Genomic DNA, 21,212 nt, shown 5'->3' with positions numbered 1-21,212 from the left:
ACCCGGCACTTTTCAGTTGCCGGGTGTTTTACATGCGTAGACCAGAATTTATCAGGCGACGTAGCCGAAAGCGACAGCAGGCTGGGCAGCTGTTTCTACCCAGATGCTCTTGGTCTGCGTGTATGCCAGAAGCGCATCTTTACCGCTCGATCTGCCATAGCCGCTCTTCCCGAAGCCGCCAAATGGCGACATCACGCTGATCGTCTTGTAGCCGTTGATCCAGAAGGTTCCTGCACGCACCTGCGAAGCAACACGGTGTGCACGGCCGACATTCTGTGTCCAGACAGCGCCTGCAAGACCATAGGGGTTGTCGTTGGCGAGAGCGACGGCTTCCTCCTCAGTGTCGAAAGGCGTTACACCGACGACAGGGCCGAAGACTTCTTCCTTGGAAAGGGTTGCCTGCGGCGAGACATTGTCCAGAATTGTCGGCGCGTAGTAGAATCCGCCGGTCTCCTGAAGTTCAGTCGGCTTGCCGCCACCGGCGACGAGTGTCGCCCCCTCGCCGATGCCCTTCTGCACAAGCTCGTCGATTTTCGACCACTGGCGCAAGTTGTTGATTGGGCCGATCTGCGTCGTATCGAGAAGCGGGTTGCCGACCGGTATGCGCTTTGCGGCCTGCGCATATCTTTCAACAAATTTCTGATGCACGGAGCGGTGGACGAGAAGCCTTGATCCTGCCACGCAGCTTTGCCCGGCACCGCCGAAGATGGCGGCCTGTGCGCCCAGAATGGCCCGGTCGATGTCGGCATCTTCAAAAACGATATTGGCGGACTTGCCACCAAGTTCGAGAATGCACGGCACAACGCTCTTGGCGGCGGCAGATGCAATGAGGGAACCCGCATAGGCAGAGCCGACAAAGACAACCAGTCCCGTCTTGGAGTGCGTGACAGCCGCCTGTCCGGCGGTAACGCCCTGGCCCGCGATGACATTGACGAGCCCGCGCGGCGCACCGGCCTTTTCGCACAGAATGCCGAGCAGGATGGTGCTGAGCGGAGTGAGTTCAGATGGCTTGATGACGACGCCATTGCCTGCGCAAATCGCCGGTGCGATCTGCCAGCCGCCGGTAAACAGCGGGGCATTCCACGGCGTGATCTGGACAACGACACCAATAGGCTCATTGCGGGTATAGTTGAGGTGAGACGTGGGCACAGGAATGACCTCGCCATGGATCTTGTCGCACCAGCCCGCATAATATTCGAACATCTCGGCAACCTTGACCACCTCACCGCGAATATCGCGAATGGGGCGTCCTGCGGACCGGCTTTCGATCTCGGCGATCTGATCGGCATGAGCGCGGATTTCACGACCGATCTCAAACATGACGCGTCCGCGTGCGGAGGCCGTCAGCTTCATCCATTCCTTCTGCGCCTTAGCTGCGGCATCCATCGCTGCATCGATAACGCTCTGGTCGGCGTCCTTGAAGGTCGCAAAAACCTTGCCGCTGGACGGATCGGTCAGCGACAACTCATCGCCGCCGCCGTTGACCATCTGACCGTCAACAAAGCTGCCGATCTCAGTCGTACCCGCTACACTCTTCAAAATCTCGCCAATGCGGGCGCCCTGATCCTGCGCGGTGCTCATATCTGTCATCGTCATCTCCCTTTACTTCCCTGCGCTTTTGAAAGCGCCCATGCGGGTAAAGTCGTCTGTGTCGTTGAGTTCGGTGGAACCTGCCCAAAGCTTTGCCACCGCATCTGCCAGCGGAAGCTCTGCACCCGTGCGGGCGGCCAACTCGCTTGCCAGCCGCACGTCCTTGCGCATCAACCCCATTGAAAAGCCGCTATCAAAACGGTCGGACATGATCCAGGTCGGGAAATGGACCTCGCTGATCATGGAGCGGCCGGAAGCCGCATTCAGCACACGCAATGCAGCTTCCGGATCGATGCCGGCCGCAGCGGCCAGTTTCAGTCCTTCACTGGTCGTAACCATGTGCGCCGCAGCAAGAAGGTTGTTGACCAGCTTTGCAACATTGCCTGCGCCGCTTGGTCCCACATGCAGCGCCTTGGCACTCATGGCCTCGATAACCGGCCCCGCAACGGCCACATCTTCATCCGAGCCACCGATCATCATGGTCAGCTTGCCACTCGCCGCACCGGCTGGTCCGCCGCTGACCGGAGCATCGAGAAAGCCGTGTCCGAGCCCTGCCAGCTTGTCGGCAAGTTCCCTGCTCACATCCGGTTCGGAGGTGGAGGTATCGATGATGACGATCTTTTGCCCCTGACGGGCGTCGAGAACACCGATGTGGTTGTTGACGACACCGGCAACGTCCTTTGCCGTGGGTAGCGAAAAGACGAGAAATGCTGACTTTTCGAAAAGTTCGCTGATCGTTGAAACCGGCGTCACACCGCTTTTCGCTGCCAGCGCCCGACGCTCCTCCGACAGGTCGAATCCAAGCGTCTCGAATTGACTTGCTGCCAATGTCTGGGCCATTCCAAGGCCCATGCTGCCAAGGCCGACGACCCCGACTATTCCCTTATTATTGTTAGACATTCTGTAAACCTCTTCGCGTTGCCGCCCGAGCAATAAGGCGGTCAATCAAGAAGACAGGCTGTCATTATTCGTGTGATCCCGATAGCTGGTCGACAGGGAACAGCGCGTTGCTCGCCAAGCAACGCAACTTACTGCTGGAAAGCGGTCATTTCGAACGCCAGGAAACTGCCGAGACGCTCGACCGATATCGGCAGCCGACGACGCGCCTTGACCATGAGGTAGGCGCTTGCCTGAGCAAGCAGGGGATCGCTCAGCTCGACCACGCCGAGTGCGCTTCTAGTAATCTCGGTGGTGACGGCAAAGCGCGGCAGAAAGGTTATTCCCAGCCCCGCCATGACGAAACGCCGGAGCACATCGATAGATGGCGTTTCCAACATGGGCGCCACGGCTAAACCGACATCCGCAGCGGTGCGGCTCACAAGCTGGGTGACGCCATGCCCTTTGGTCAGAAGCGCGTAGGGCGACGCTTCAAGGCAGGCTTCCAGAGAGACCGACTGCTCGAGAAGCAGAGGATGCCCCGGTGCAGCAACCAGACACAGCGGCTGGCGGGAAATAGCCAGCGAACGAATGCGCGTATCTATGACCGGGTTGTAGGCAATACCGATATCGACATCGCCGTTTGCAACATCTTCCTGCACCTTGTCGGTACTGCCGAGCGTCAGATTGTAGCTGACGGAAGGATACACATTGGCGAAACTTTTAAGCCCGTGCTCGATGAGATCTCCCAGAAATCCTTCGCCGCAGCACACACGCACGCGCGCCTGCTGAACACCGCGCAACTGGTTCAGTTGTTCAGACAGCAGGCCGCTGTCTTCGATGACGCGCTGGGCATGGTCCAGAACCAAGCCCCCGGCATCCGTCAAACCGACGCCACGGCTGGTCCTGTTAAAGAGGGGTAGGCCGACATTCTTCTCGGTATCAGCGATCTGGCGACTGACGACGGAAGCAGCGACGCCGAGATGCTCAGCGGCGCTACGGATCGAACCACACCGCACGACGGCAATGAATATTCTTAAGGCTTTGGCATCCAGCGTTTCCATGGCAGCATATTTGCCATCAAGCAAATGCAGTCAATATGTCATGGACGCCAGCGTGATCTATCCGGCTTTAGGAAGCTGGCTATCGATGAGCGCCAGCCACATGCGCGCTCCCAACGGCAGCAATTGGTCGTTGAAATCGAAAAAGGACGAATGCAGGCCCGGATTTCTGCCCTCTTTCTTCGCACCAAGCCAGAAGTAGCATCCCGGCTTTTCACGCAACATGAAGGCAAAGTCCTCTGCGGCCATGCTCGGTTGCGCATCAACGATCTCGATCTCCGACAGGCTGGCTGCCGACTGACGCACGATCCGTGCGCTTTCGGGATCGTTGATCGTCGCGGGATAGCGGGAGAGATAATCCAGGGACGCGCTACATTCAAAACTTGCAGCGACATTGTTGGCGATGACCGAGATGCGATCCTTGATCTTTGCACCGATGGTTTCTTCGAACCAGCGTGTCGTTCCCTTGATGACAACCTCTTCGGGAATGACGTTCCAGGCGTCGCCACCATGGATCTGGGTGACGGAGACAACAGCGGATTCGAGTGGCGACACATTGCGGCTGGCAATCGCCTGAAGCGCGGAGACGATCTGGGACGCCGCCACGATGGGGTCTGCCCCCTCATGCGGCATTGCGCCATGGGAGCCCCGACCGGTAACCTTGATCTCGAATGTTCCGAAAGCCGCCATCATCCGGTCATCGCGGGCCACCAGCTTTCCAAGCTCGAGCGCCGGCCAGTTGTGCAGACCGAAGATGCGGTCCATGGGAAGATCGCGAAACAGCCCATCCTCGACCATGGCTCTTCCGCCGCCTTCGTTTTCCTCGGCAGGCTGGAAGACGAAGTGGACGGTTCCGTCGAATTCGGACCGGCTTGCAGCACGCGCCGCTGCAAGCGCCATGGAGATATGGCCATCATGTCCACATGCGTGCATCTTGCCGGGTGTGCGCGAGGCATGGGAAACACCTGACTGTTCGGCAATCGGCAGGGCATCGATATCGGCACGGATGCCAATCGCCCGTTGCGAACTTCCCTTGGACAGAGTGCCCACAATGCCCGTTTTACCGTAGCCTGTGTGGATCTTGTATCCCCACTGCGCCAGACGTGTGGCGATGAATGCCGATGTCTCGTGTTCCTCGAAGCCGAGTTCAGGATGCTGGTGAAGATGGTGTCTCCAGCCAATCGCTTCTTCTATCTCTTCGCCCGAAATCGAAACCATCGCGTCACTCCCTTTCGTCGTGGGTGTGGTCGCCGAACATGGCGACCACACGTCATTCTTAGTTGCCACTCAGCCGTAATGAAAGATCAGCGATCACGACCGAGCCCATATAGGTCCCGAACATCACGCAGATCGCCACGATAACGATCTTCCAGCCGGACTTCCGCGCAATGTCGAACTCACCCTTTGTCAGGGCAAGGCCACCATAGGCCAGCGCCGGTGTGGCCAGCGCCAGAAAGTTCAGCGACTGAACCTGCGCAAGTGTCCAGGCGGAACCGGGAACACCGGGGATCGTCACCACAATGGCCAGCAAGGATGTCCACGCGACGGAGGGAAGAGACAAGGGGATGTAACGTGCCATCAGCAGCCCTGCGACGGAAAGGGCGTAAAGAACCACCATTCCCGGAAGGGCGACAATGGGATTGGTGCCTGTAGCGATCCAGTTGGAGACAAGGCCGATGGCACAGGCAACGATCAGAAGGCCGGAATAGCTGATGACGTTGATCTTGCGCTCGTCTTCACCATGCTGCGGAAGTTCGTGTTCCACGGGGGTGGCGTGAGGAATGCTCATACACGTGTCTCCTTCAGGGCAGAATTGGCAGGGTCGTTCGGGCGCGCCTTGCGGTAAAGCCATTCCGTGAGCGGCAGGGCAACGAACAGGCCGACATAGAGACCCGTCGCATATGTCAGAATGTTGCTGGCAGCAGCCAGAGCCAGAATGACGTCCTTGCTCTCGGGAATGATGGCAACCAGTCCACCCGTGCAGGCTGCAAGCATACTGCCCGAACCGACACCGCAGGACATGGCAAGAGCGCGGTAATCGAACCAGCCCAGGGAATGAATCAAAGGCGGCATGATGGCGAAAACAAACGTTCCGATGAGGGTGCCCGTCGCATAGACGCCCATGGCGCCCGCGCCTTCAGGGCTGTTCAGCCCGTAACGATCTGCAATGACGGCCAGGTTGGGCTCACGATCGATGGAATATGTCGCGCCGATAGACTCGCGACCCATGCGCAGCAGAAAGACGGCCACAGGAAACGCAATCAAAATCGTACCCAGATTGCCCAGTTCCTGAATGACCAGCGCCGGCCCCGCCTCGATGATGGCATCGATCTGCGGACCGACGGTCGTTCCAAATCGGGCAATAAAGGGCATGATCGCAATCGTGATCATCGTGCCCGATAACTTCACCGCTTTCGGTGGAATAAGTGCCGCTGTTTTCTTCAGGATATGGGGGTTGAGTGCGATACCGATGGCAAAGGCGTAAAGGATCGGTAGAAACACCACGGTGCCAATCCCGATAGGCAGCCGTCTGATGCCGATGACCTCCGCCACAATGACGATGGCCAGGACGATAAAATGCAGTCCCCAGCCATTGGCTGTGAATTTGTTCATTGATTTGTTCCTCTCGTCTCACCGCAGATGTTGTTTTTATAGCGGCTGGCGAAAGAGTATGGCGACAGAGTTCTTGATGGGTAGTGGCAGCTAAAGCAACGAAGCGTTCTGTTTTCAGCAACGCTTCGCTAATGGATCGTCATCTTTCTCATCCGGTCACACGTGGATGAAAGCCGCTACGCTGTCGCTTGCGTAGCGGCTTCCTATCAATTCCAGGACATGTCGTAAAAGCGTACGAGCTCGTCGGATGTGGCCTTGAAGTTCAGTTCCTGGGATGTTGCAACCGTCGAAGGATAGGTCCAAAGCGGAACCCAGTAGGCCCTGTCTGCAATGAGCTTGAAGGCGGCGGAATATTTCTCCTTGCGTTGCGCGACATCGATCGTGGAACCCGCGGCACTCAATAGTGCTGCAATTTCCTTGTCTCCCGCATAATCCTGTTTACCCAAGCCGAAAAATTCAGGCGTGATAGCCGAGACATCGGCGATCGAGCTGGAGCCATGCGTCAGATAAGCCAAAGGCATGGAGCCTTCCATTCGTCGTGCACCCAGGGCTGAATTCTGCATCATGTTGAAGTTGATCTTGATGCCGACCGCCGCCAAATCATTGATCATGGCTTCTGCCAGCAATCGATCGCGGTAGGCACCCATCTCGACCGTGAAGCCGTTGGGATAGCCGGCTTCCGCCAGCAATCTCTTTGCCTCTGCGGGATCATAATTATATTCGGTCACATCCGTCTCGCATCCGAACTGGATGGGAGAGCAGGCGCTGGCTTTTTTTTCGAACCCTCACCGACCAGACCAGCGACGATAGCATCTCGGTTGATCGCATGGTTCATTGCCTTTCGAACCCGGATGTCGGCCATCGGGCTTTTGGGACTTGAACGGTTCATGGCGTCAAGAACGAGGAAGCCGATCCGCATCGTCTCGACCGATTCGACCTTGAAATCGCCCGCCCTCTTCAGCTTTTGCGCTACCTCAGCGGGGAACTGCCACATAAAATCCAGATTGCCCGACATCAGTTCGGAAAGCTGCGTATTGATGTCCCTGACGGTGCGGATTTCGACCTTGGAAATCTTCGCCGCAGGCTTCGGACTTGCGAAATATTCAGGGTTTTTCTGGAGCGTGATGCTCGATCCCGGCGTAACGGATACGACCTCATAGGGACCTGTGCCTACAGGCTTGGTGGACATTCCAGACGCACCCACCTTCTGATAGTACTCGTCGGGATAAATCGGCACCGACATGCTGAACAGCTCGAGAGCGGCGGGGTAAGCTGCCTGAAGGTGGACGCGGACGTTGTAATCGTCCAGCCGTTCAGCCGACTTTATCCATTTCACCTTGTCATAGACCACGATCTTGTTTGCGGGATCGACGATATAGTTGAGCGTGAAAACGACGTCGTCGGCATTGAAGCTTTCCCCGTTGGAAAATTTGACACCCGTGCCCAAGGCGTAGGCCAAGCCTTCTGCGAGCAGATTGCGTACGGCCATGGAGAGCCGCTCGCGTCCTACGATTTCAATTGTTCCGTAATGGCTACGGCGACTTAAGCAATGGGCGAGGCCGGAGCAATCATCAGCAAATTACCGCTTTTTTGCTCGATTTAATCCGGTCAAAAGAAGGGATATTTAATTGAATTTGCATATGCTGATTTAAGATAAAGATGGAGATGGTTTTTAATGTCGACGAAGTGCCAAGGCTGCCATGAGGGTGCGGCTCTCAATTTGCCGTTCTCGATGGCGTTCCAACCTATCGTGGATATCACGACAGGATCAATTTTCGGACATGAGGCTTTGGTGCGTGGTGCAGAGGGCCAAGGGGCTGGCTCCGTTCTGACGCAGGTCGACGAGAGCAATCGATATGCCTTCGACCAGCAATGCCGGGTGAAAGCAATCGAGCTTGCTGCAAAGCTGTACGACCCGGCCGACACCGCCAAGCTCTCCATCAATTTCATGCCCAACGCCGTTTACGAGCCACGTGCCTGTATTCGCCTGACGCTTGCCACTGCCATGAAGACCGGCTTCCCGCTGAATCGCATCATTTTCGAATTTACCGAGACAGAAAAGCTGGACACTGCGCACATCCTCAACATCCTGCGCACCTACCGGGAGATGGGTTTCCAGACGGCGATTGATGACTTCGGTGCTGGCCATTCGGGCCTTGGACTGCTCACACATTTTCAACCTGACATCGTCAAGTTGGACATGGATCTGATACGTGGCATCGACAAGGACCCCGTACGGCGAAAGATCGTCAAACACACGCTCGACATGCTGGCCGATCTCAATATCGTTCCTTTGTGCGAAGGGGTTGAGACCGGCGGAGAACTCGCAGCCCTGAGAGACCTCGGAGTGTCTCTGGTGCAAGGCTACCTCCTCTCCAAACCCTTGTTTGAGGCACTGGCGCTACCGCCGACCGATGAGATGCTGAGCAGTATCGCGGCCTAACAGGCAGAACTGCCATACCGACCTGCCGAATTGCTCCGTCTCTTCCGGCGCTACACCACAGACGTATATGAATTTTCGCGCCCGGCAATAAGACCGGGCGCGTTGCGTTTGTCGACGCCTCCACCACCTCGCCCGCGCCTTTGTCGCCTTCCTAAAATCCAGGAACGCGGTCAGTATGACGCGAAACTTTGCACTTAAAACAAATTAAGAGCAGCATCATTCATGTGTAAATTTTTAATTCAAAAATTTCATCTCCCGTCAGAAGGGAAAATTGATCAAAATCAAGAAATCGAAGGAAATAATTTATGTATTCACAAAATATTACTTGGTAAAAATATTTTTTTATATTTTATTTTCTCGGTCATATTAAAAATTAACTATGTTTAAATTATTTACTTCGTATATTCCACTCGCGTTACTGACAGAGACCAGTAATATCGTGACGAACGAGGCGTGCTGCTCTCATTTCATTTGAAAGACAAATCGGATGCCTGGATGGGGCCGTCAAAGCCGCCATTCGACTGCGCCCAGTTCGGCCCGTTTCTGTGAGATCCGACGATCTAGGCACGGAGTAAACACCCATGCGTGCCGTGTGCCGCCTCCCAGTGGCTTTTGCGGCGTTATTTGTGAGTGGCATCAAAAAAATAACCCCCTCTAAGATGCAATCCAGGAGACAAAATGAAGCACGTCCCTATCGTCGGAAAATTTCTCGCGATCATGGCCACCTTCGGCCTTCTCGCAGTCGCCCTCGCAGTTTACCAGACCAATCAACTGCATAAAATTGATGAAAGTTATCAGTCTCTTATGGATGGTCACCAGACCGCAGCCTTGTCTCTGGCGCGCGCAAACCGCAGCCTGCAGGCATTTCGCGCAAGTGTTGGCGATCTGTTAATGGCCCGTACTGCGGAAAACAATGCCAGTGCCGCTGCTTCCATCAAGGATGCCGAGGACAGCTTCAAGAAATTCATCGACAAAGCAATCACCCTCTTGCCTGAGAACGGCGACATCAAACAGTTGAAGGCGGATGGCCTCAAGATCTTCAATGAGACCTGCTCGGCAACGATTGCAGCAGGACGGGCCGCAACGTCGGAGACGGATATTTCCAGTTCGCAGGCGATCTTTCTGAAAGAATGCCAACCGGCCTTCGCTAGCCTTTCACCGCGCTTTACAGCCGTAACGACAGCGGTCACGGAAGAAGCAAACGCCATGGGTGACGAGCAATCGGCCTTCGTCGACAGCACGGCGCTGAAAACGCTAAGCCTTGTGGCAGGCGTTATCCTCGCGGTACTCGTGCTTGGCTTTGTTGCAGTGCGAGCTTGGCTGGTCAAACCTATCGGCAACCTGTCGAACACGATGAGCGTGCTCGCCACTGGAAACTTCGATGTTGCTGTCGATGGCATTGATCGGCGTGACGAAGTCGGCTCTATGGCCAAGGCCGTGCAGGTATTCAAGGACAATGGACTGCGTGCCCTGGACCTCGAACGCTCCGCAGAGGCCACCCGCAGTGCAGGTGAAGCGGAGCGGCTGCGCAACGCCGAGGTCGAGCGTCAGCGTACGCAAGAGATGGCACAGGCTACATCCGGACTGGCAGAAGGTCTGCGGCAACTGTCGAACGGCAATCTTACTTTCCAGCTGGACGAACCTTTTGCAGGAGACTTTGAATCGCTGCGATCGGACTTCAACGCAGCCGTCAGACAGCTGTGCGACAGCTTGCGGGCAGTGGCGAGTGCTACCGGCTCCATTGATAACGGGGCTCGCGAAATCAGCCAAAGCGCCGAAGATCTCTCGAAGCGCACCGAACAGCAAGCCGCATCTCTGGAAGAAACTGCAGCGGCTCTGGACGAAATCACCACCAACGTTTCAAGCTCGTCAAAGCGGACAGAAGACGCTCGCCACGTGGCAATGGAAGCCAACAAGTCTGCGCGCCGGTCGGGTGAGGTTGTCTCCAACGCAGTATCCGCAATGCAGCGTATCGAGCAGTCTTCCAACCAGATTTCATCAATCATCGGCGTCATCGACGAAATCGCTTTCCAGACCAACCTTCTTGCTCTGAACGCCGGTGTCGAAGCGGCACGTGCTGGCGAGGCTGGAAAAGGCTTTGCTGTCGTTGCACAGGAGGTGCGCGAACTCGCTCAGCGCTCAGCGCAGGCGGCAAAGGAAATCAAGGATCTCATCCGCAATTCCGTCGACGAGGTCAGCACAGGCGTGCGGCTGGTTCAGGAAACGGGCGACGCACTAAAGGTCATCGAAGAGCAGGTTGTGGTCGTCAACTCACAACTCGATGCCATCGCCACGTCGGCTCGTGAACAGTCGGTCGGCCTCTCGGAAGTCAACACTGCGGTCAACCAGATGGACCAGGTCACGCAGCAAAACGCTGCTATGGTGGAGGAATCGACAGCCGCCAGTTCCACGCTGGCCGAAGAAGTCCGACGCCTGCGAGAGATCGTGTCCGAGTTCCGCATCGACTCTGTCGAGGCGGCAAGAAGCAAGCCAGTCGCCGTCAAAAGCGATCAAAAACCGGCGCCCTCCCCTGCGCGCCGCATGATTGCGAAGGTCGCGAGCGCCATGGGTAAAGGCGGCGGCAACACCGCTGCGGCACCGGATAGCTGGGAAGAGTTCTAAGCGCCCACCCGCAACCCAAAAACAGGCGGCCAAACCCGGCCGCCTGTTTTTCGTTTTGTCGCAAGTGTCGAAATCCACTTCACCTATTCCACCCCCCTAGGTTTGTCGGGCCTTAGCGTCTCGACGACCCGACGCTGATTTTCCTCCACTCCATCAGAGATCCAGTTTTAACCCGACGGCCTTCTGGAGGAGCACGTCCGTCGGCAGCAGCGCGGCTATTTCCCGTGTGTGATCGATTTTCCCAATCTGCGGTCACTCGTTGACCCTCTGAAAAACAAAACAGCTGTCAGATTAAAAAAGGTTGTACGTACGTCTATTTTTTCTAACCTTCGGATGCGCCGGGCTTCGGGCACGGTGGTGAGAGGAAAAATGGGGGGACCACTGCATCTGCAGTGACCGTATAATTGGGTGGAGAACCAATGAGAATTATCGACCTCAGCGTATCGCTGGAGGATGGAACGCCGTGCGATCCGCCTTCCATGTCGACGACGATAGACTATCGGGATCACAGACAAGGCGCAGAGCATATGCGGCAGTTCTTTCCTGTCGCGAAGGAATCCGACCTGCCAAAAGGACTGGGCTGGGCGATTGAATATGTCAGCCTGACCACACATAGCGGCACTCATCTTGATGCGCCCTGGCATTATCATCCGACCATGGATGGCGGGAAGCCAGCCCGCACGATCGACCAGGCACCGCTGGAATGGTGCTTCTCGGATGGAGTCGTACTCGATTTTTCCCAAAAGCCGAATGGCTACAAAGTGTTGGCAGCCGACATAGAGGCCGAGTTGAAGCGCATTGGCTATAGGCTGAAGCCGCTCGATATTGTCGTCATCCGTTCAGGCGCCGAGACAGCATGGGGCTCTGCCGATTACCTCTCCGCAGGATGCGGTATGAGCCGTGAGGCCACGCTCTACCTTCTCGAACAGGGCGTAAAGATTGTAGGTACGGATGCCTGGAGCTGGGACCGCCCACTCAGCCTGATTGCCGAGGAATTCGAAAAGACCAGAGATGCCTCGATCATCTGGGAGGGGCACTTCGCCGGCATCGAAAAAGAGTATTACCACATGGAGAAACTGACCAATCTCGGCCTTCTGCCGCCGTTCGGTTTCAAGCTCTCCTGCTTCCCGATCAAGATCAAAAACGCAAGCGCGGGCTGGTGTCGCGCTGTTGCGGTTCTTGACGCTTAAAGGGGGGATATGGCCATGAACAACTCAAATCAAATTTCTGAAAAACTTGATGTCAAATGGCATACGATGATCGGTGGTTTTGCCGGATACATGTTTGACGCCATGGATATCTTTCTTCTTGCCATGGCAATGCCAGCAATCATCACGGATCTGGCGATATCACCAGCGGATGGCGGATTGCTGGCGACCGCGACCATGGTCGGCATCGGCTTCAGCAGCATCGCGATTGGCTGGGCGGCGGACAATTTTGGTCGCCGCAAGGTTCTGTTCTGGAGCCTGACCTCCTTCGGCCTGCTGACGATGGCGATCTACTTGACAAATAGCTGGCACCAGATTCTCATTCTGCGTTTCCTCGCGGGTCTGGGTCTTGGCGGCGTCTGGAGCATCATTGTCTCCTATATCTCGGAAACATGGCCCTCGCACCAGCGAGGCAGAGCTGCGTCCTTCGTGTTGTCTTCCTTCCCGGTCGGTGCGGGGGTCGCCTCGTTTCTGGCTTACCTCATCATCCCGCAATTTGGTTGGCACGCATTGTTTCTAACCGGTGGCGGATCAATGCTTGCGGCGATCTACTACCTGCTATTCGTACCGGAATCGGAGGCATGGCAGCGGCAAAAGGCGAAGTCTGACGGCGCGATGACGTCGGTGAAGGATATTTTCGCTCCCGAGCTTGCTCGAAACACCATTCTTGCAACGCTCGTCGCAAGCTGCGGATTGATCGGATATTGGGGCGCCAGCACCTGGCTGCCAATGTTCATGATCAAGGAACGCGGACTTCCCGCCAATACTGCGTTCATGTTCTTCATCGTCCTCAACGTCGGCATGTTCATCGGATACAATGTCTTCGGATATCTCGCCGACCGTATCGGCAGAAAGAAAGCGGTCGTGATTTCCTTCCTGGGAACGGCGATCACATTGCCGATCTATATCTCGATGACGGATCCCACCGCGCTGCTCGTCATGGGACCGGTCTACGCATTCTTTACCGCCTTTGTCGGGTTGATGGGGTCATATCTGCCCGATCTTTTTCCAACCCGCATTCGCACCCTTGGCGCCGGTTTCTGCTTCAATATCGGGCGCGGCATCTCTGCCTTCGCACCGTTTGTCATGGGTTTCATCGCCCAGAAATACAGTTTTGCGACGGGCATTATGATTTGCGCCGGTTTCTTCCTGCTTGCAGGGCTGACGATGCTTACCCTGCCCAACATAGATGCCCAAAAGGCGTCTTCCGGCCCCAAGGACCTATGAGGTTAAGATGAACGAAAATACCATTATCACCGTCGCCACGACGGGTGCGTGGCCGACGAAGGAACATAACCCCGCCATTCCGTTAACACCGCGCGAGATCGCAGACGACGTCTTCGAATGCTGGCAGGCCGGTGCCGCTATTGCTCATCTCCACATGCGGGACGATGAGGGCACAGGTACGATGGATATCGGGAAATTCCGCGAAACCGTCGGCCTCATCCGGGAACGGTGCGACATCGTGCTGAACCTCACCACGTCAGGAGACCTGAACGCCACCGACGAGACCCGTATGATGCATCTCGTGGAATTGAAGCCCGAAATGGCCTCCTATGATTGCGGTTCGATGAACTGGGCGCACTCCACGCTCTTCATCAATCACCCGCATTTTCTCGAAAAGCTCGGAAGGGTGATGATCGAAAACGGCGTAAAACCCGAGATCGAAATCTTCGACGCAGGAATGTACTATAACTCCGAGTATTATCTCAAACAGGGGGTCCTGAAGGCCCCCGCATACTATCAGTTCGTCCTGGGCGCACCGGGGGGAACGACGGCGACGGTCGAGAACCTCGTCTATCTGCGAGGCCTGCTTCCAAAGGACGCTCACTGGTCGGCAATCGGCATCGGTCGCGGACATATGCCTATACTGATGACGGCAGTGGCCATGGGCGGAAACATCCGCGTGGGTATGGAGGATAACGTCCTCTACGCCAAGAACCGCCTTGCGGCATCAAATGCCGAGTTCGTTTACCGCGCCGGTCGCATCGTCAGTGAAGCCAACCGGCAGGTTGCGACACCTGCCGATGCCCGTGCAACGCTCGACTTGAGAACAGCTTGATGCATCTGCCGGGTCCCTCGTACAAAGGGGCCCGGTCAGCAAGCCCAATTGGCGACTGAGTGCCAGAACGGCTGATGTCCTATGGCTGATGGCCACTCACTTCGCTGAAAGGAGTCAGAACTCCTGCCAGTCGTCCCGAACCGCGTTCGATCCAAACGAGCTGGCGACCTTTTTCAACATCGTTCTTGCGGGCGAAGAATGGGGCTTGTCGACGTCTGGCGAGGCAGAGGTTGGCCTAGCTGACGAATTGTCCGCCTTGAAGCGCGACACCAGCTCTCGCAGATTTCTTGCTTCATTTGCCAGCGTCGCACTGGCAGCGTTTGCCTCTTCCACCATTGCAGCGTTCTGCTGTGTGACCTGGTCCATCTGGTTGACGGCGGTATTGACCTCCGCAAGACCCACGGACTGTTCCCGAGCCGATGTTGCAATGGCGTCCATATGCTGGTTGATCGTGACAATATATTCTTCGATGGCCTTCAGCGCATCACCCGTCTGGCTCACCAGCGTCACGCCGCTTTCAACTTCGGCGCTTGAATTGCGGATGAGTTCCTTGATTTCCTTTGCAGCCTTTGCGGACCGTTGGGCCAGTTCGCGAACCTCCTGTGCAACGACAGCGAAGCCTTTTCCGGCCTCACCGGCGCGGGCCGCTTCTACACCGGCATTAAGGGCCAGCAGGTTCGTCTGGAATGCAATTTCATCGATAACGACGATGATGCTCGAAATCTGGCCCGAGGACTGTTCGATCTTGCCCATTGCGTGGACGGCAGAGGCCACCACTGCGCCAGACTGGCGCGCACTCTGGTTAGCCTGGATGGCGACGCTGCGCGCTTCGTCCGCACGCTTGGTGGAGTTGGCAACATTCGTCGTAATCTGGTCCAGCGCCGCCGCCGTCTGCTCAAGCGAAGCTGCCTGCTGCTCCGTACGGCGTGACAGGTCATCTGCACTCGAACTGATTTCTCGTGAGCCATTGTCGATTGCGGAGGTGGACTGCGCAACGGCGCTCAATGTCTCGCGAAGCTGGCTGACGGCTTGATTGAAATCAGAGCGAAGACTTTCGAAATCCGCAGAAAGCGGCTGTTTGATCTGATAGGTCAGATCGCCCAGAGAGAGTTTATGCAATCCGTCGGCAAGCAAACGGGTCGCTTCCGTCATCTCGATCGTCCGCTTGTGTTCGAGCTCACTCGCCCTCTGGCGTTCTTCTTCGGTCTGTTGACGGCTGGCTGTTGCCTCGTTCTCAAGCGAGCGCGCACGTACGGCATTTTCCTTGAAGACCTGAACGGCGGACGCCATCGCTCCTATCTCGTCGGGGCGTTCCTTGCCTTCGATCGTTACGTCGAGGTCATTTTCTGCCAGTCGTGACATGGTGTTTGTCAAATTGCCAATCACCTTCGAGAAAGACCGGGCAAACAGGAGGAAGCCGATCAGCGAGAGCAGTGACACGGCAACGCTTCCGGCAACCGTTGTCCAGAGCGATCGGGAGCTTGCCGCGAGAATTTGCGTAGCGTCCGCTCCGACCTCGAAGACGCCAAGCGGTTCGCCCGAGAAATTCGTAAAGGGTACAGCCTGAACGACGATATCCCTTCCCTCCGACAGTATCGTCTCGGACACAGGCTTGCCTTCAAAAGCCGCCTTGACCTGCTCTGGCGTCAGCATGGACTTTCCGTCCAGTGTTGATGCCTGAAGTTGAAGTTTTCCGTCGGCCACCACATTGACGGCGATCTCGCCGCCGATTCGATCGGCAATGGGGCCGAAATAGGGGTTCGACAGTTCAGTACCGACATCGATGAGGCCAACGAGCTTGCCGTCAGCGATAACCGGTGCTGACGCATACATGCCGATGCTGGCGCGGCCGGTCTCGATGCCTGCGGCGACCTTGCCCGTGGCAAGAGCTTTGACAACCATCTTGCGACGGCCAGTCATGTCATCACCAGACTTGTCAGGGGCATGAAGGCGCACAACTGCGACGCCCTTCGCATCGATGAAGGTCACAAATTGCAGGCCACCTTCCTTGGAGATGGCAGGAAGGCCGGACCCGTATTTGGCCAGGATAGCGTCCTTTTCTTTTCCAAGAATGAGTTTTGCGGTGTCGGGATCGCTGGCGATCGCCAAGGCGACTGCCGCCGCCGCTCTCTGCGTCGCACCCATATCCGTCTGAATAAGAGAAAGGTCGCTTTTTGCCTTGCTGCGAAGTGCGTCTTCATTCGCAATGGACTGGCCATACCATGCCTGCCCTCCGATAGTCGCACTCGCAAACAAAACGGCTCCAAAGCCGTAAGCCGTCATTTTCACCCAAATAGGTTTACGAACCCGATTGCCCATTTGTCCCCCCGACAATGAATTCATCTGAAAAAAAGCTTATCCGAAAAAGCTCAAGAGTTGCTTAAGCGCTTTTCTGGGCAAAGGTCGTCGTCAATGTCCTTCATCCTCCGTCTTATCGGCCTGAAGGCGAACCGGGTTTGCCGGGGACTTGAAGTTCGTCATCACCCGAAGTGTCAAAAAGGTAACGATCGAAAGGACAATGGCAGTATCATAGGAGCCTAGCCCAACCGCGGCACCGATGGCGCCCGTAGCCCAGATGCTGGCCGCTGTCGCTGTGCCCCGCGTTCCCATTTTACCGACGAGGATCGCGCCACCCCCGATGAAACCGACGCCATTGATGAGACCTTCCACGACACGGGCTGTTGCCTCAGCATTGCCAAGAGTTATCGTCTCTGCGGCCTGTATGAAGCCGCAGGCTGCAATCGCGACCAAGGGAAATGTCCGCAATCCCGCACTTCGCTCATTCTGCTCTCTGTCCCAACCAATTGGGAGCGCCAGAACATATGCCACCAACAATGCAATCAGATGCGGGAAGAAGTTTAGTTCAACGCCAACTGATAAGAGCCAATCATTCAAATGAATCCCTCCGCTTCAACCGATTCCGGACGTAATAGATAGTCGTTGCATTCAACTCGGTCCGAAAAGGCGGGTTCCGAATTTGGGGTGGATTTTTCTTAGCCGGATTATTGAGTGGCCACGACACTTCACTGCGACGAGGTCGCTACGGCTTGGCGCTTATCGGCTGACAGGAAAATGCCTTCGAGCGGCTTGCTAAGGACCGCCGAAGGCATAGGCTCGTCAGTGGGGCATTTCTGCAGTGTTAGTGCTTGGCGCTGGCCATCTTCACGTGCGACAGATGCGTTTCAAGGCTGGGTAGAGTTTCTTTCGCGAACCCAACGACGGTCTGGTCGTCACCGGACCCTGCATAGGTTCGAAACAGCGCAATCGCCTCCATGTGTGCTTGCACCTGCATGTCGAGGTAAAGCGTGTCGAAGTCCTTGCCTTTGGCAGCCTGCAATTGATCCATCATCTTCTGTTGCTTGGGTGCAAGGACGATCGGGGATGGCAATGGCTCTCCCTTTTTATCCAAGATACCCTTGAGCTTAGCACCCGCCTTCTGGTGGTCGGCGATGATCATCTTTGCCGCGTCCTTGAGATCGCCGGACTCCGCATTCTGCAAAGCCAGTTCGCTGGACTTGATCTCGAACTCGTTGGAGCTCGAGACGACGCTGACGAAGGTTGGCCGGTCCATGACCATCATGGGTGCGGCATCGCCAGCAGGTTTTGGCTTCTGTTCCTGCGCCATGAGCGGCTGGCTCAAAAGGGCAGCGGATAATGCGAGGTAGGATAGATTTGAAAATTTCATAGTTATGGTCCTTTGTGACGCGATCACTTCGTTTTGGAAAATGCTTTCGTGAGGTCGGCATTGGCAGCATCGACAGCGTCCTTCGCCTTATTCACCACCTTGGCCATTCCGAAGAATTCGTGGGTCACGCCCTCGTAATTCAGCGCATTTACCATCACGCCCGCTGCCTTCAACTTATCGGCATAGGCCTGTCCTTCAGAACGCAACGGGTCGATCTGCGCAGTGATGACGGTTGCAGATGGCAGTCCCTCAAGGTCATTGCGACCGACGAGATTGATCCGCGGATCGGCGGTCTCATCCTTGGACGCGAAGACATGCGAAACGAACCACTCCATATCGGCCTTGCCGAGCGGTGCCGCGTTGGCATTTTCCTGATAGGACGGCGTGTTCATGTCGTTGCCAGCGATTGGATAGACCAGCAACTGGTGCACCGGCATCGTTGTCTTCTTTTCCTTCGCCATCAGAGCAACATTGGCGGCCAGATTGGCGCCGGCACTTTCACCCGCAACAGCAATCCGCTTGGCGTCACCATTCAAAGTATGAATGTTTTCAACGGTCCACGCGTAGGCAGCCCAGGCATCGTCATGCTGCGCCGGGAACTTGCTCTCTGGCGCATGGTGATAATCTGCAGAAACAACGATGGCTTTCGAACCAAGTGCAAGCGCTCTTGGCGTCGCATCATAGGTATTGATATCAGCCACGACCCAGCCACCGCCGTGGAAGTACAGCACGACAGGGAATGGCCCCTTGCCTTCGGGAACATAGACACGGGCTGGCAACGCGCCGCCGGCACTCGGAATGGCAATATCCTTTGTCGCAACACCCGCCTCTGGCATCGGCGATATCTTTTTGTCCCGCTGCACCGTGCGCGCGGCATCGGCGGCACTTGCCTGCGTGCGGGCCTGCGGCACGGTCAGGCCAGAAAAGGGTTTGGCATCCAGCCCCTTCAGCGCGTCCAGGACAGCCTGCATCTGGGCATCGGGCTTCGCCTGTTCAGTCGGCTGCGTCTGCTGAGCCGGTTGGGCTGGCGCCGGGGCGGGCTGCTGGGCCCATACGGATGCCGAAGAAGAAAGCAAGAGGACCGCAAGGCTCGCGGCGCCGATGGAAGTACGTGAGATAGGCATAAGATTTCCTTTGAAACTACGGTGTGACATTTTGTTATTGCTTGGGTGGTTCGATCTTCTGCTGATAAGTCCCGACGACCTCACCCTTTCCGATGACATGGCCAGACATGGCAGCCAAAAGCGCATCGCGGTCGGACGTCGGTGGCAGATCAATCATGGAATCGAGTGCGATGACCTGGATATGGTAGTGATGAGGCTTGTCACCCGCAGGTGGCTTTGGTCCGAAATAACCGTGTGTTCCAGATGTGTTGCGACCCTGCAAAACACCCTCCGGCTCCACGAGGCGAAGCTGTTCCTGCAAGCCTTCTGGAAGCATCGTCACTGTCGCGGGGATGTTCCACGCCAACCAATGGACAAAGGGCTTGAGCGGCGAAGCGTCAGGATCTTCCATGATGATGGCGTAAGACGCAGCCTTTGGCACAGCGCTCCAGCGAAGCGCAGGCGAAACGCCATCAGCATATTCACTGTATCTCGTGGGCATTGCTGCATTGTTCGAGAAAGCATCTGTGGAGACGGTGATCTTTCCCTCGGACTCCGTCTCGGGCCGCTTCAAAGCCAATGGCACATCTGCGCTTTTTTTCGCCTGTGCTTCCATAACATCGGCGGGGGCCGTGGGTGCGGTCTCTGCTTTTTTGGCTTCGCCCGTATAGGCAATCCGGTAAATGACGCCGTTGGCATCATCCGCCATCAACAACGAGCCGTCTTTAGCGACGGCAAGGCCGACCGGACGGGCGAAATGCGTCCTGCCGCCATCCGTCAGGAAGCCGGTCAGGAACGGCTCGATGGTTTTGGGCTGACCGTTTTCGAAGTGAACCCGGACAATTTCGTAACCTGATGCCGGGTTTCGGTTCCATGATCCCCGCATGGTAGCGAAAGCATCTCCCGCAAATTCCGCTGGAAAGGCCGTTCCCTTATAGAACTTCATCTGCATGGGCGCCGCGTGCGCCGTGTAACCGATCACCATCGGCTGGCTCTGATCGCGCCATTGCTCTTTTGTCACACCGCCAACTGGCGTGGACTGTGGATATATGTCACCCGCGCCATAGACATGCGGCCAGCCATATTGCTTGCCCTGCTCGATCTTGTTGAGTTCCTCGGCCTGAACCTCGTCGCCCATCAGGTCGATGCCATGATCCAGGCCCCAGAGTTCGCCAGTCTGCGGCTGCCAATCGTAACCAATCGTGTTGCGCAGGCCTGACGCGAAAATCGTTCTGCTCTTGCCATCCGGCGTCGCGCGAATGATCGTTGCGTTTTCAGGATTGCTTTCGTTGCAGGAATTGCAGGTAGAGCCGACGCTTATGTACAGCATTCCGTCAGGGCCGAATGAAAGAACACGGTTTGGATGCTGGCCGGAATCCGGCAGATCGCCGATGATCATCTCAAGTTCGCTAAGCGTTCCATCGGCATTGATGTCGGCAACGAAGACCTCTTTCACGGTGACAAGGTAGAGTTTGTCATCCTTGATTGCCAGCCCATGCGCCTGTGCGCGGGACACGACCTGGACAGGCGCGCCATCGGACTTGCCATCGTTATTCTCGTCCTTGAGGAGCAGCACATCGCCCTCTTCCCGACGGCTGACATAGATGAATCCCTTGTCGGAGACCTCGATAATGCGACTATTGCCAAGGCCCTGGGCGAATGGCTTCACGGAGAAGCCGTCGGGCACCTTCAACTCACCAATCCGCTCACTCGTCGCAGCGACCTTATTGGGCTTGAAAACGTTTGTAGTGATCTGGACTTCAGTTCCATCGCCCTGCTGGGCGTAAGACGCACTGCAGCCAAGAAGTGCTGCGAAAATTGACGCAGCGCCGGTAACACGACGTATCATTAGGTATTCCTCCAAAGACTTCACATGCCGAACATGCGAGACTCTTCAAAGTTCCTGTGATTTGTGCTGGCCAATGACAGACGTACGCTGCCTCCCGAAC

16 protein-coding genes and 1 pseudogene are annotated in these 21,212 nt (G+C 56.3%); 5 read left to right on the top strand and 12 right to left on the bottom strand.

Annotated elements, in window-relative coordinates; translation table 11 throughout:
• Positions 1-51: 51 nt before the first annotated feature.
• The 7 genes and pseudogenes from QRN85_RS01200 to QRN85_RS24455 all read right to left on the bottom strand — a co-directional run bounded on the left by QRN85_RS01200 (position 52) and on the right by QRN85_RS24455 (position 7,629).
• Positions 52-1,596 (bottom strand): aldehyde dehydrogenase family protein, encoded by a 1,545-nt coding sequence (locus tag QRN85_RS01200; RefSeq protein WP_502870742.1) that lies wholly within the window; start codon positions 1,594-1,596, stop codon positions 52-54.
• 6 nt (positions 1,597-1,602) lie between these two features.
• Entirely contained in the window at positions 1,603-2,490 is an 888-nt protein-coding gene (locus QRN85_RS01195; protein WP_113170693.1) for an NAD(P)-dependent oxidoreductase, read from the bottom strand.
• A gap of 128 nt (positions 2,491-2,618) precedes the next feature.
• On the bottom strand, positions 2,619-3,554 hold the full coding sequence (locus QRN85_RS01190) for a LysR family transcriptional regulator (RefSeq protein WP_244475535.1): 936 nt from the start codon (positions 3,552-3,554) through the stop codon (positions 2,619-2,621).
• A 33-nt stretch (positions 3,555-3,587) separates the two neighbouring features.
• Positions 3,588-4,745 carry a M20 aminoacylase family protein gene (locus QRN85_RS01185; protein WP_113170694.1) on the bottom strand — a complete coding sequence of 386 codons (1,158 nt, stop codon included), beginning with the start codon at positions 4,743-4,745 and terminating at the stop codon, positions 3,588-3,590.
• A 58-nt stretch (positions 4,746-4,803) separates the two neighbouring features.
• Entirely contained in the window at positions 4,804-5,316 is a 513-nt protein-coding gene (locus QRN85_RS01180) for a hypothetical protein (protein WP_062590099.1), read from the bottom strand.
• On the bottom strand, positions 5,313-6,140 hold the full coding sequence (locus QRN85_RS01175; RefSeq protein ID WP_113170695.1) for a DUF3100 domain-containing protein: 828 nt from the start codon (positions 6,138-6,140) through the stop codon (positions 5,313-5,315). Before QRN85_RS01175 ends, QRN85_RS01180 begins: the two co-directional genes overlap by 4 nt.
• Positions 6,141-6,346: 206 nt before the next feature.
• Positions 6,347-7,629 (bottom strand): annotated as a pseudogene (locus QRN85_RS24455) (ABC transporter substrate-binding protein).
• Between the two features lie 186 nt (positions 7,630-7,815).
• On the opposite strand from QRN85_RS24455, the gene QRN85_RS01160 reads away from it, so the two are divergent.
• The 5 genes from QRN85_RS01160 (at position 7,816) to QRN85_RS01140 (ending at position 14,475) form a co-directional block, all read left to right on the top strand.
• Entirely contained in the window at positions 7,816-8,583 is a 768-nt protein-coding gene (locus tag QRN85_RS01160) for an EAL domain-containing protein (protein WP_062590096.1), read from the top strand.
• Positions 8,584-9,261: 678 nt separating this feature from the next.
• Entirely contained in the window at positions 9,262-11,205 is a 1,944-nt protein-coding gene (locus tag QRN85_RS01155; protein ID WP_113170696.1) for a methyl-accepting chemotaxis protein, read from the top strand.
• 419 nt (positions 11,206-11,624) lie between these two features.
• On the top strand, positions 11,625-12,395 hold the full coding sequence (locus QRN85_RS01150) for a cyclase family protein (protein WP_062590094.1): 771 nt from the start codon (positions 11,625-11,627) through the stop codon (positions 12,393-12,395).
• A 15-nt stretch (positions 12,396-12,410) separates the two neighbouring features.
• A complete protein-coding gene (locus tag QRN85_RS01145; protein WP_113170697.1) occupies positions 12,411-13,640 on the top strand; it encodes an MFS transporter in 1,230 nt (409 codons plus the stop codon).
• Between the two features lie 7 nt (positions 13,641-13,647).
• Positions 13,648-14,475 (top strand): beta-keto acid cleavage family enzyme, encoded by an 828-nt coding sequence (locus QRN85_RS01140; protein WP_284756893.1) that lies wholly within the window; start codon positions 13,648-13,650, stop codon positions 14,473-14,475.
• A 114-nt stretch (positions 14,476-14,589) separates the two neighbouring features.
• Here the strand turns inward: QRN85_RS01140 and QRN85_RS01135 are convergent, their stop codons facing one another.
• From QRN85_RS01135 to QRN85_RS01115, 5 genes are all read right to left on the bottom strand, one after another.
• Positions 14,590-16,794 (bottom strand): methyl-accepting chemotaxis protein, encoded by a 2,205-nt coding sequence (locus tag QRN85_RS01135; protein WP_284756892.1) that lies wholly within the window; start codon positions 16,792-16,794, stop codon positions 14,590-14,592.
• Between the two features lie 90 nt (positions 16,795-16,884).
• Entirely contained in the window at positions 16,885-17,370 is a 486-nt protein-coding gene (locus QRN85_RS01130) for an MgtC/SapB family protein (RefSeq protein WP_062590090.1), read from the bottom strand.
• Positions 17,371-17,614: 244 nt separating this feature from the next.
• The gene (locus QRN85_RS01125) at positions 17,615-18,160 is read right to left on the bottom strand and encodes a DUF4142 domain-containing protein (protein ID WP_062590089.1); all 546 of its coding nucleotides are present in this window, start codon (positions 18,158-18,160) and stop codon (positions 17,615-17,617) included.
• 23 nt (positions 18,161-18,183) lie between these two features.
• Positions 18,184-19,284 carry an alpha/beta hydrolase gene (locus QRN85_RS01120; protein ID WP_062590088.1) on the bottom strand — a complete coding sequence of 367 codons (1,101 nt, stop codon included), beginning with the start codon at positions 19,282-19,284 and terminating at the stop codon, positions 18,184-18,186.
• 34 nt (positions 19,285-19,318) lie between these two features.
• A complete protein-coding gene (locus tag QRN85_RS01115) occupies positions 19,319-21,112 on the bottom strand; it encodes a YbhB/YbcL family Raf kinase inhibitor-like protein (RefSeq protein WP_113170700.1) in 1,794 nt (597 codons plus the stop codon).
• Positions 21,113-21,212: the final 100 nt, after the last annotated feature.

Source organism: Agrobacterium sp. fls2-241-TYG-188a (genome assembly GCF_030209845.1).
Note: the sequence above shows the minus strand (reverse complement) of the source record. Positions and strands in the feature narration are given on the sequence as shown.